We start from the raw sequence: 13,226 nt of genomic DNA on the forward strand, positions 1-13,226 counted from the left end.
AAAAGAGTAAAACGGTTTGGAAAGGAATGAATTCTATGCTGACTTCAACATCCACCCCCTGCCCCCGCCAGCGGGGGATACCTTGCGGAAATACTGCGTAGCGCAGCCTATCCCCCGCTGGCGGGGGCAGGGGGTGGATGGTTGAGATAACGTATAACCAACCAGAAACAATCAAAACCATTTCACTCAAAACCAATCAACACACGCAAAAGTAGCAAATAAAGCGTAGCAAACAGGAAGAGAAACAAAGAAATTGATTAAATTTGGCAGCAACTTGCTGCTCCCGGGTTTCCATGCGGAAGCAATACGTTGTAGGGGCGGTTCGCGAACCGCCCAAAGAAGAAGTTGAAATCATTTACGGGCGGTTCGCGAACCGCCCCTACAGTAAATAAATAGTTATGAGAAAAATAAGCAGTATCCTATTGTTATGTTGTCTGTTCAGCCTCAACAGCTGGGCACAAGGCTCACAACCTTTAAACCTGAAAGAGATAACCAACGGTAAATTCCGTGCCGAAAGCCTGCGCGGCATCGTTTCCATGGCCGACGGAGAGCACTACACCCGCATGAACAACGAAGGCACCCAAATCCTAAAATACTCATTCCGCACCGGCGAACAGGTTGGCGTAGTCTTCGACGTAACCACCGCCAGAGAGTGCAACTTCAAAACATTCGACGGATACACCTTCTCACCCGACGAAACAAAGATACTCATCCGCACAGAAACCGTACAGAAATACCGCCGCTCCTATACCGCAGTACACTACATCTACTCTATTAAAAACAATAAACTGGAAACACTTACCGACGGCGGCCCGCAAGAAGCCCCGGTATTCTCGCCCGACGGCACAATGATCGCCTTCGTACGCGACAATAACATCTTCCTGATTAAAATGCTCTACGGCAACAGCGAATCGCAAGTCACCGAAGACGGCAAATTCAACGAAGTCATCAACGGCATACCCGACTGGGTGTACGAAGAAGAATTTGAATTCAACCGCGCACTGGAATTTGACGCCGACAGCGAAATGCTGGCATACATCCGCTTCGATGAGTCGGAAGTTCCGCTATTCAACCTGCCGATCTATGCAGGAATGGCTCCACACATCCGCCAGTTCGATACCTACCCCGGAGAATACAGCTACAAATATCCCAAAACCGGCGAACCGAACTCTAAAGTATCGGTGCATACATTCGACATCCGCTCGAAGGTGACACGTAAAATGAACCTGCCGCTCGACCCGGACGGCTACATCCCACGCATTAAGTTCACCAAAGATGCCAATAAACTGGCCATCGTCACCATGAACCGCTACCAGAACCGACTCGACCTTTACTTTGCCGATCCGCGTTCAACCATCTGCAAGCTCGCACTTCGTGACGAAAGTCCTTATTACATTGACGAGAAAATACTGAATAACATCAGGTTCTACAAAGATAATTTCAGCTTCGTAAGCGAAAAAGACGGATACGCCCACCTATACTGGTACAGCATGGGAGGCAACCTCGTGAAACAAGTAACGCAAGGCAAGTGGGAAGTCACCAACTTCCTGGGATGGGATGAAGCAAGCGATACATTCTTCTACCAAAGCAACGAAGAAGGTCCACTCTGCAAAGCCATCTACAAAGTAGACAAGAAAGGAAAGAAAACCAAACTATCAGAAGGCAAAGGTACAAACAATGCACACTTCAGCAGCACCATGAAGTACTATATCAACACCTTCTCCAACCTGCAAACGCCTCCCGTTAGCACCATCAACGACAATAACGGCAAGGTAATGAAAACCCTGATAGACAACAGTGCGGTAAAACAACTACTGACGCAATACAGTTTGCCAACCAAAGAATTCTTTACCTTCAATACCACACAAGGAACAACACTGAATGGTTGGATCATGAAACCGGCAGGCTTCAACGCAAGTAAAAAGTACCCGGTATTGATGTTCCAATACAGCGGACCGGGCAGTCAACAGGTAGTCGACAACTGGGCGGGCCCCAGCTGGGAATCATACATGACCACCAAAGGCTATATCATTGTTTGTGTAGACGGACGGGGAACCGGAGGACGCGGCGAAGAATTCAAGAAATGCACCTATCTGAACCTTGGAGTGAAAGAATCACAAGATCAGGTAGAAACAGCCAAATACCTGGGCACCCTGCCCCATGTAGACAAAAACCGCATCGGCATCTGGGGATGGAGTTATGGCGGGTATATGACGATTATGAGCATGAGTGAAGGCACCCCGGTATTCAAAGCGGGAGTAGCAGTAGCACCCGTAACCGACTGGAAATACTATGATACCATATACGGCGAACGCTTCATGCGTACCCCGAAAGAAAATGCCGAAGGTTACAAAGCCGGATCAGCCTTCACCCGGGCAAACAATCTGAATGGCCGTTTGTTACTGGTTCATGGCATGGCCGACGATAACGTACATTACCAAAACGTTGTAGAGTATAGCGAGTGCCTTGTACAAGCAGACAAACAGTTTGAAATGCAAATTTACACCAACCGGGATCATGGCATATATGGAGGAAACACCCGTTACCACCTGTACACAAGGTTGACGGACTTCTTTATTACTTACTTATGATTAAGTGAGGTTGTGTTATAAGTATACCCCTACAATTAAAACATTCTTATAACACACGCTCTACCAGCTTCTAACAAATGAAAGAACGAATACGCAAACCCGAATGGCTCAAAATCAGTATAGGAGCCAATGAGAGATACACAGAAACCAAACGTATTGTAGAGTCAAACTGCCTGCATACGATATGCAACAGCGGGCGATGTCCGAACATGGGAGAATGCTGGGGAAAGGGAACAGCTACATTTATGATTGGGGGTAACATCTGTACCCGTAGCTGCAAATTCTGTAATACACAAACCGGCAAACCTCTACCCTTAGAGCCGGAAGAGCCCAAACGAGTAGCAGAGTCCATACGGCTCATGAAGCTGACACATGCCGTAATCACATCTGTAGACCGTGACGACTTGCCCGATCTGGGAGCGCAGCACTGGGCAAATACTATTCGTGCCATAAAATCACTGAACCCCGAAACCACCATCGAAGTACTTATCCCCGACTTCCAGGGGAAACCGGAATTGGTTGACCTGGTTATCGAAGCCCGCCCCGACATCATCTCCCATAATATGGAAACGGTGAAACGGATCAGTCCGCTGGTACGAAGCGCTGCCCGTTATGATACAAGCCTGAACGTAATCAAACAGATTGCAGCCAGCGGCACCACCGCCAAATCGGGTATTATGGTAGGGCTTTCGGAAACAACACACGAAGTGGAAGAACTTATGGACGATCTTATCCGTGCAGGCTGCCACATTCTTACTATTGGACAATACCTGCAACCATCGCACAAACATTATGCCGTACGTGAGTATGTTACGCCCCAACAATTCGAAGAATATAAGGAAACAGGCTTAAACAAAGGATTTCAACAAGTTGAGAGTGGTCCACTGGTACGTTCCTCCTACCACGCCGAAAAACACATAAAGAAAGCATAGTGCGAAGAACTTATTCACCATACTTATTGTTTTATATATGAAAGGAGAAAATTACCAGGATGAAAAATGAGAGTGGACTTTCAGCTATGTCTAACATGTCATTAGGATTTATTCCCGTGATTATTGCGATGCTACTAAGCGAATTCATTGCAGCCGATATGGCTGTGTACATTGGAGCCGCTATAGGAGTATCATTTACTCTTCTTTACTATTTCATGCACAAACCACCGGCTCTACACTTTATCTCACTATCAAGCACAATCATACTCACAGCATTCAGTATCATAGCATTTGTTATGGGATCACAAAACGAATGGCCTCAACACCTGCTTCCCCTGACACTGGAAATGGCCATCATTCTCCCCCTACTGCTTTTGTTCCTGAACAGAAAGAGATATTCCACCCGCTCATATAAGAATAAAGACGCACAAGGACTGCGGGAACAAGTCCGGGTAACTACATTTACCCTGAGCTGTATCCGTATATTCTTCGGACTGATCACGATACACTTTGCTTTTATCACAATCGGTCTGATCTTCACCCGTTCATTAGATAATAGCTATATGTGGTTTATGCTGCATATCGCCCCGCTTCTTGTTTTCGTTTTCAGTATTATTATCGGGCAAATTGAGATACGAATACTAAGGGATGTGAAAGCTCCCGAGTTCGTTCCGGTAATAACTCCGGAAGGAGAGGTTATTGGTAAGGTGGATAAGAATCTGGCAGAAGAATATAAGAACGAACACATGAACCCGATTATACGTATTGCTGTTGTTAGCCATGACATGCTGTTTCTGGCTAAACGCTCCATGCAACGCGTAATTGATAAAGGGAAAACAGACACACCGTTGGAAACTTACCTGCTCTTCAAAGAAGATATAAACAGCGGCGTAGAACGGTTATTGAAAGAGGTATTCCCACAAGACTGGGAGGGTCTGAAACCGGAATTCAGTATTAAGTACAAGTTCAAGAATGAAGAAACAGACCGCATTGTCTATTTATTCATCCTGGACTTAGGTACAGAAGATAAAATTCTGTGCGATCCGAAGTTCGATGGCGGAAAACTATGGACATTCCAGCAAATAGAGTTTAATCTGGATCAGAATTATTTCAGTGAGATGTTCGAAAATGAATACGATCACCTTAAACTAATCATTGAAACAAGAGGAATATACAGGGAATCTTAGAAAGATCGGGCACACGGTTCTTCCAATCCTTCACCGTACGGGTTTTAATATATTCACCCTCGCAAGTGAGGTTGGCAGCTATACATAATTTGGTTTGGGGACGACAGTTTTGCAGAATATCTTCAACCATTTTATGGTTACGGTAAGGAGTTTCTATAAATAACTGCGTTTGTTTTTCTGTATAAGCACGCTGTTCCAGCATCTTTAGTTTCTTTGCACGCTCTCCGGGTTCAATGGGCAGATATCCATGGAATGCAAAGCTTTGGCCGTTAAACCCTGACCCCATTACAGCCAACAGAATAGAAGAAGGCCCTACCAAAGGCACGACTTTCAGTCCCTTACGCTGAGCAATGGCAACTACATCCGCACCCGGATCGGCTATCGCCGGACAACCCGCCTCGGATATAACACCCATAGATTGTCCTCCAGCCAAAGGTTGCAGATAGCCGGACAGGTCTTCGGGAGAAGTATGTTTGTTCAGAGGATAAAAAGTTAGCGTATCAATATCTATACTTTGCTCTACCTTTTTCAGAAAACGCCGGGCCGAACGAACATCCTCTACAATGAAATGCTTAATATTCAGGATTACTTCCTTATTATAGGATGGCAATACTTTCTCAATCGGCGTATCGCCTAAAGTCACGGGAATAAGATATAGAGCGGTATCCATTGGATATTTACAATTAAACGATTACTGTTTACGGTTGAAGTCACTGCCTGTTTCTGTCGTATACCCCGACCCCATCAAGATTTCCTGATAGTTAGTTGTATGAAGAAGTTCTTCCAGGGTAACCTTCTTGTTCTTTTTCATATAAGAAGAAACAATCTCCGCTCCCATACAAACGCCAATAAATGCAGGGCTGTTTTCGCCAAAGAAAGATGTAGAAGGTGCCGGATACATTAATCGTCTGACCACCATCGGGTCTGTAGAAGCTAACATCCGGTTACGTACCAGATACTCCCACACCTCGGAGCAATTTTCCAACCACCATTTCTCCTCAACAGCAGAATAACCAATGACATCCGATATGGATTTATACCCTAGCGCCTGTTGTACGACATAATAGATTTGTCCCTGACGAATCATCCGTTCAAGTAAAGTCCAGTCGGTTAAAGGAGGCAGTGGATATCCACCAATCAGATAAAAAGTAAAACAGTCGGGAACAATCCTGTCCGGGCGCATGGAGCGGCATTGATAATCGTAATAATAACGGTTATATAAAGGATAATCCTCTCCCATGTATTTATCCAGACTGATACCTAGCAATGAATCGGCAACAACTATTGACTCGTTCAAAGCGGAAACCTGTGCATATACTGTAGGAATAATCAAAGATGGCAGTTCCTTTTGCAGGCGTTTAAAGCCTTTGTTCAGTTCATTCTCTACATCGTCTAAGTCGGCAAACTTTGCTTCGACATCATCCACTAGTTGCAGCAATGTAGAATCGGAATAGAATGCTTTTATCTTTTCATTTATATCGCTATCGCTTACACTGCCAATGGTAAGAATCTCTTCTACAAGAATTTGAGTAGGCCGGCCATAAGTAGTATTCATCTTCTGCAATGCGGAAACACTATTGAAGCGGGCGTATTCATTCTGCAAGCGGTCGTAACGAGCCACGGAGATATCATCATTATCCGCATAGTCATTCAAGTCTCCTACGCTTACCCAACAGGCAGCGAGCAGTACTATGGCTAATAAAAAAATAGAATATCTCCGCGCTTTCATAGTTTATCTTTTAGTAGTCAGAAGCTAGAAGTTAGTAGCCAGGCCAATGATTCGATCCCGCCAGGTAAAAACATAACCTAACTACTAACTTCTGACTACTGATATAACATTTTATCCGTAAATAATGTTTCCGTCTTCATCCATGTACTCTTCCAGACCTTTCTGGTAAGTAGCCATGGCACGCAAACTCATACCTACGCTGGAGAAACCACCATCGTGATATAAGTTCTGCATAGTTACTTTACGGGTAAGATCGGAGAACATCATGATGCAATAATCTGCGCATTCATCTGCCGACGCATTACCCAGCGGAGACATACGGTCTGCAAAGTCCATCAGTTTATCCATACCTTTTACACCAGAACCGGCAGTGGTCGGTGTTGGCGATTGCGATATGGTATTTACGCGAACATTCTTTTCGCGGCCATAAATATATCCGAAGCTACGGGCAATAGACTCTAACAATGCTTTCGCATCGGCCATATCGTTATATCCGAAGAATGTACGCTGTGCGGCTACATAACTTAATGCCAGAATAGAACCGTATTCGGCTATGGCATTCAATTTCTTGGCTGTCTGGATCATCTTATGGAAAGATACGGCTGAAATATCCAGCGTCTTGTCCAACATATCGTAATCCAGGTCGTCATACGTACGTTTTTTACGAACGTTAGGCGACATGCCGATAGAGTGAAGAACAAAATCAACCGGTCCGCCTAGTACTTCCATTGAACGACGGAACACTTCTTCCAGATCTTCCACACTGGTAGCATCTGCCGGAATCACCTCGCAATTCAGCTTTTCTGCCAATCCGGAAACTTCGCCCATACGTACGGCAACCGGTGTATTTGATAATGTAATAGTCGCGCCTTGCTCTACAGCTTTCTCAGCTACTTTCCAAGCAATAGATTGCTCGTTGAGAGCACCAAAAATAATACCTCTTTTACCTTTCAGTAAGTTATAACTCATACCTATTTGAATTTGTTAAATTTGGTTGCAAAGATAAGAACTTTCTTATTATTCCGCTCCTGATGTCTCCAAGAAAAGCACAATTCAACAAAAAATACACCTATATTATCAAATAGTACACATTTCCAAGGCATATCCATAATATATTTGCATACTGTAAATAAGAGGTTTTTTCATAATATTTATTTAAGGTTAGAATTAGGTTAACATGAATCATTATTACTTCATTAAACGGCTCGCGAGAGTCGTTTATGAAGATGATTCCAACTACTAACGATCAAACTAAAAATACATATATAATAATAACTATAGAATTCACATTCAAGGATGAAGACACTATTAAAAAAGATTCTAATACCTTCTGTAGTATGTGCCACGCTTTTTGCTAGTTGCGCGGACTGCAATCAGCAAAAAACGGTTGCTATTGATGACAGCATCTACGAGAACCTTCCTTTCGATATGCCGAAAGTAGAACAACCTTCTTTCCCTGCATACGAAGCAAATATTCTCGACTTTGGTGCTAAAAGTGGTGGCGTAGCCATGAATACAGATGCAATTAACAATGCTATCAAAGACGTCAACGCCAAGGGCGGCGGAAAAGTAATCATCCCTGAAGGGTTGTGGCTTACCGGACCTATCGAAATCCTGAGCAATGTAAACTTATATACGGAAAAGAATGCGTTGGTGCTCTTCACTGACAACTTTGATGCATATCCGGTTATTGAAACTTCATTCGAAGGATTAGATACCCGCCGTTGCCAATCACCTATCTCTGCTCGCAATGCAGAAAATATCGCAATCACCGGATTTGGAGTGTTTGATGGTGCTGGTGATGCCTGGCGTCCGGTTAAAAAGGAAAAACTAACCGAAAGACAATGGAGCAACCTGGTTAAATCGGGTGGTGTTGTTGATGCGGATGGTAAGATATGGTATCCAACAGCCGGTGCACTGAAAGGTGCGATGGCTACCAAAGAATTCAATAACCCCGAAGGCATTGAAACAGAAGCCGATTGGAATGAAATACGTCCGTGGCTTCGTCCGGTACTGCTTAACTTTGTTAAATGTAAGAAAGTACTGCTTGAGGATGTAACCTTCAAAAACTCTCCAAGTTGGTGTATTCATCCGCTTTCCTGCGAGTTTATTACGCTGAATAGAGTAAAGGTTTTCAATCCCTGGTACTCACAAAACGGTGATGCACTCGACTTGGAATCATGTAAGAATGCATTGGTCGTTAATTGTATCTTCGACGCAGGTGATGACGCTATCTGTATCAAATCGGGTAAAAACGAAGATGGTCGTAGAAGAGGTGAGCCTTGCCAGAATGTGATCGTTAAGAATAATACGGTATTCCATGGCCATGGTGGTTTTGTGGTAGGTAGCGAAATGTCTGGTGGTGTCAAAAACATCTATGTAGCCGACTGTACCTTCCTCGGAACAGATGTTGGTCTGAGATTTAAAAGTACACGCGGACGTGGTGGCGTAGTAGAAGGCATCTACATACATAATATTAATATGATCGACATACCGAACGAACCGCTGTTATTCGACTTATTCTACGGTGGAAAAGGTCCTAATGAGGTGACTGCCGAAGACGAAGAGCAACAGGATATGACGCTATTGCCGGTTACGGAAGAAACTCCTGCTTTCCGCAACATACACATCTCTAACGTATATTGTAAAGGTGCCGGCCGGGCTATGTTCTTCAACGGGCTTCCCGAAATGCCGATTGAAAACGTAACAGTAAAAGATGTGATGATCACCGATGCCAAAGAAGGTGTAGTGATTAGCCAGGCAGCCAACGTAACGATGGACAACATCAAGATAGATGCCAAGAAAGGTTCACCACTTCGTATCAGCAATTCAAAAGATATTAAGGTCGACGGAGAAACATATAATGTAGGTAATAAACTTGAAATGCTAAGTTTTAAGTAAATAGGAAATAAGGTGAAAAGATTACTCACATTAATCGCTCTGAGCTTTCTCTTAGTAGGGACAGCTCAGAGCGGTTCTGTTTTTGTAGAAGGTCTGCAAACGGAACAGCTAACCAATCCATTAGGAATTGATGCCATGTCCCCACGCCTGAGTTGGCGTATAGTAAGCAATGAGCGTGGAGTCGTTCAAACCAGTTACCAGATTCTGGTAGCCTCTTCCCCTGAAAAGTTGGCACAGAATGAGGCAGACGTCTGGGATTCGGGAACAGTATTCTCTAACGCATCACAGTGGATTAACTATCAAGGTCCGAAGTTCATTTCCAACAAGCGTTATTACTGGAAAGTAAAAGTCAATACGAATATAGGCGAAGCTCCCTGGAGTGATACCGCCCTTTGGGGTATGGGCCTGTTGGGAGAGAGCCGGTGGAAAGGCCGGTGGATAGGATTGGAGAAGGCTTCGCTGTGGGATACGGAGTCGCAGTGGTCGCGCCTGTCTGCACGTTACTTGCGCAAAGAATTCAGCTTAGGCAAAGAAATAAAACAGGCCACCGTACACATCTCCGGTTTAGGATTATATGAGCTATTCATTAACGGACAACGTGTGGGCGATTTGGTTCTTGCTCCTGCACCAACAGATTACCGGAAAACATTACTTTATAATAGTTATGATGTGACTTCACTGCTTCGTTCGCAAAATGATAATGCAGTTGGGGTTACATTGGGAAATGGACGCATGTACACCATGCGCCAACACTATAAACAATATAAAATAAACAATTACGGTTACCCGAAGCTGCGGATGAACCTGATTGTTGAATACACCGATGGAACGCAAGAAACCATTGTCTCCGATACAGATTGGAAACTCACTGCCGACGGACCGATACGCAGCAATAATGAATATGACGGAGAAGATTATGATGCCCGGAAGGAATTAACCGGATGGTCTGAAGTGGGCTATAACGATAGTTTATGGCAAAACGCCGACCGTGCTGCTTTGCCGCAAGGAACACTACGTGCACAAATGATGCCGGGAATGAGAGTAGTAGAAACAATCAAACCCGTTACAATCAATAAATTAAATAACAACAAATACATCCTGGACATGGGACAGAACATGGTAGGATGGATTCGCATGAAAGTGAAAGGACAAACAGGTGATAGCGTAAAACTCCGCTTCGCTGAGATATTACAGGAAAACGGAGAACTTTATGTCGACAACCTACGCGATGCTCTAGTTACAGATACCTATATTCTGAAAGGTAAAGACTTGGAAGAGTGGGCGCCTCGTTTTGTTTATCACGGCTTCCGGTATGTTGAGGTTACGGGTTATCCGGGCACTCCAACGCCAGATTATTTCATTGGTGAGGTTGTTAACGACGATATGCAGACTACCGGAGAGTTCAAAAGCGATAATCTGGTATTGAACCAGATTCTGCAAAACGCCTTCTGGGGTATCAGAGGAAACTACAAAGGTATGCCCGTGGATTGTCCGCAACGCAATGAGCGCCAACCCTGGTTGGGCGATCGTGCTATGGGAGCGCTTGGCGAGAGCTTCCTTATGGCCAACGGACCGCTATATGCCAAATGGATGGACGACATCCGCGAGGCCCAACGCGAAGACGGATGTATCCCCGATGTCGCTCCGGCTTTCTGGAACTATTATAGTGAGAATATGACCTGGCCTTCCGCCCTTGTCCTGATCAGCGATATGCTATACGAGCAATATGGTAACATCCGCCCTATTCAAAAGAACTATCAAGCTATGCGGCTCTGGATGAAACATATGAAGGACGAATTTATGACTCCGGAATATGTAGTGACACGCGACAGGTACGGCGATTGGTGTTTACCCCCCGAATCACCCGAGCTTATTCATTCCAAAGATCCGGCACGTATTACGGATGGCAAACTGATCTCAACAGCTTATTACTATCAAATGCTGAAGTACCTGAGCAAATTTGCCGGTCTTCTGCAATTAAGTGATGATATAAAAGAATACGATGAACTGGCTATAAAAGTAAAGGATGGTTTTAACCGGGCTTTCGGGAATGCAGAAAAGCAGTGTTATGATAACAATACCGTAACAGCCAACCTCCTGCCATTGGCTTTCGACATAGTACCACAGGAACATATAGCACGGGTAGAAAAGAATATCATTGAAGGCATGGTCTTTTATAGTGAGGTAAAAGTCTCCTCCGGTGTGATTGGCATTCAATGGATTATGCGCGAACTTGCCCGGATGGGGCGGTCTGATGTAGCTTATGTATTAGCCACGCATACCAGGTATCCCGGATGGGGATATATGGTAGCCAATGGTGCAACTACCATCTGGGAGTTATGGAACGGAAATACCGCAAACCCTGAAATGAACAGTGGGAACCATGTCATGCTGCTGGGCGATTTGCTTCCGTTCTGTTACGAGAATCTGGCGGGTATAAAGAGTGCTGCTCCCGGTTTCAGCAAATTAGAGATGAAACCGGCCTTTGAAGTAGAGGAAATCAGGAACATTCAGGCTTCTTATATCACCCCGTATGGAAAAGTAATGAGCCATTGGACGCAAACTGCGGTGGATTATCAATGGGATATAACCATTCCGGCTAATACAACGGCAACGATCTGGCTACCCAATGAAAGTGCAAATGATATTACAGAAGGAAAACGCAAGCTCAACCAGGCAAAAGGGGTAAGTGTACTTCGCTCGGAAAACGGATATTCTATCTGTGAGATTGGTTCGGGAAATTATAGTTTCTTTATTCCCAAAGACATCACCTTCGGCAAAGACAGGCAAGGAATTTTGGTGGATGAATTCATTTTCGATGAAGCCCCATTCCCGGAAAGCCATGCTTCTACTATTGCAGAAACACCCGAAGGGCTTGTTGCCGCATGGTTTGGTGGTACAAAAGAAAAGAATCCGGATTGTTGCATTTGGGTAAGCCGGAACGTAAAAGGAAAATGGACGGTTCCTGTCGTGGTGGCCGATGGCATCATTGGTAATCAGGAGAAGCGCGCTTGTTGGAATCCTGTACTTTCGGTGGCTCCAAACGGAGAACTGCTCCTGTTCTACAAAGTCGGGCTGGATGTTCCTCGCTGGAGCGGACATCTGGTACGTTCTAAAGACAATGGCAAAACATGGAGCAGATCGGAGGCATTGCCGGAAGGTTTCCTGGGTCCGGTTAAAAACAAACCGGTTTATATAGACAACCGCATGATTTGTCCCAGCAGTACGGAAGGCGAGCTTGGATGGCGCGTGCACTTTGAAGTAAGCGATGATAACGGAAAGACATGGAGAATGGTTGGACCTATTGAAGCATCCGAGGTTATAGAAACGGATAAGGTAAAGCGTAGTGGCGATATATCTACCGTACAGGCCATTCAGCCCTCCATCCTGATGCACAAAGACGGAAGGCTTCAGGCGCTTTGCCGCACCCGCAATAACGGTGCCGTAGCAACCACCTGGAGCAGCGATAAAGGAGAAACATGGACGCCTTTGAAACTCACCACACTACCCAATAACAATTCGGGCACGGATGCAGTGAACCTGAAAGACGGACGTTTCGTATTTGTTTATAACCACTATCGCTACTTGCCTGGCGGAGGGATGAACAAGAACCGCACGCCGATCAACATAGCGCTTAGCGATGATGGGGTGCATTGGGATGCTTCCGTTGTACTGGAAGATTCGCCCATTAACCAATACTCCTACCCTTCGGTGATTCAAAGCAAAGATGGCATGATACATGTTGTTTACACCTGGAGACGGCAACGCATCAAGTATGTGAAACTTGACCCCAGGAAGATGGAACGCAAAACATTTGTCGAAGCCGGATGGAAGGATTATTAAATATTGTACGATTCTACAGTCTTTCAATCAAAATGAATAGTGA

General features: G+C 44.8%; 8 protein-coding genes. 5 read left to right on the plus strand and 3 right to left on the minus strand.

Annotated elements, in window-relative coordinates; all coding sequences use genetic code 11:
• The first annotated feature begins 398 nt into the window (after positions 1–398).
• The 3 genes from D0T87_RS04425 (at position 399) to D0T87_RS04435 (ending at position 4,710) form a co-directional block, all read left to right on the plus strand.
• Entirely contained in the window at positions 399–2,591 is a 2,193-nt protein-coding gene (locus tag D0T87_RS04425; protein ID WP_163173168.1) for a S9 family peptidase, read from the plus strand.
• Between the two features lie 77 nt (positions 2,592–2,668).
• Positions 2,669–3,523, plus strand: coding sequence for a lipoyl synthase (gene lipA, locus D0T87_RS04430; protein WP_163173170.1), 855 nt, complete (start codon positions 2,669–2,671; stop codon positions 3,521–3,523).
• Between the two features lie 59 nt (positions 3,524–3,582).
• Positions 3,583–4,710, plus strand: coding sequence for a hypothetical protein (locus D0T87_RS04435; RefSeq protein ID WP_163173171.1), 1,128 nt, complete (start codon positions 3,583–3,585; stop codon positions 4,708–4,710).
• Here D0T87_RS04435 and D0T87_RS04440 read toward each other — a convergent pair.
• The 3 genes from D0T87_RS04440 to D0T87_RS04450 all read right to left on the minus strand — a co-directional run bounded on the left by D0T87_RS04440 (position 4,676) and on the right by D0T87_RS04450 (position 7,408).
• Entirely contained in the window at positions 4,676–5,380 is a 705-nt protein-coding gene (locus D0T87_RS04440; protein ID WP_163173173.1) for an SAM-dependent methyltransferase, read from the minus strand. The two genes, D0T87_RS04435 and D0T87_RS04440, sit on opposite strands and share 35 nt — an antisense overlap.
• Positions 5,381–5,401: 21 nt before the next feature.
• Complete coding sequence (locus D0T87_RS04445; protein WP_163173175.1) at positions 5,402–6,439, minus strand: gliding motility lipoprotein GldB; 1,038 nt, start codon at positions 6,437–6,439, stop codon at positions 5,402–5,404.
• Positions 6,440–6,550: 111 nt separating this feature from the next.
• Complete coding sequence (locus D0T87_RS04450; protein WP_163173177.1) at positions 6,551–7,408, minus strand: enoyl-ACP reductase; 858 nt, start codon at positions 7,406–7,408, stop codon at positions 6,551–6,553.
• Positions 7,409–7,735: 327 nt separating this feature from the next.
• Here D0T87_RS04450 and D0T87_RS04455 point away from each other — a divergent pair, with 327 nt between their 5' ends.
• Entirely contained in the window at positions 7,736–9,340 is a 1,605-nt protein-coding gene (locus tag D0T87_RS04455) for a glycoside hydrolase family 28 protein (RefSeq protein ID WP_163173179.1), read from the plus strand.
• Between the two features lie 12 nt (positions 9,341–9,352).
• Positions 9,353–13,183, plus strand: a complete 3,831-nt coding sequence (locus D0T87_RS04460) for a family 78 glycoside hydrolase catalytic domain (protein WP_163173181.1) — start codon at positions 9,353–9,355, stop codon at positions 13,181–13,183.
• Positions 13,184–13,226 lie beyond the last annotated feature (43 nt).

Source organism: Bacteroides sp. 51, assembly GCF_010500965.1.
Taxonomy (GTDB): Bacteria; Bacteroidota; Bacteroidia; order Bacteroidales; family Bacteroidaceae; genus Bacteroides.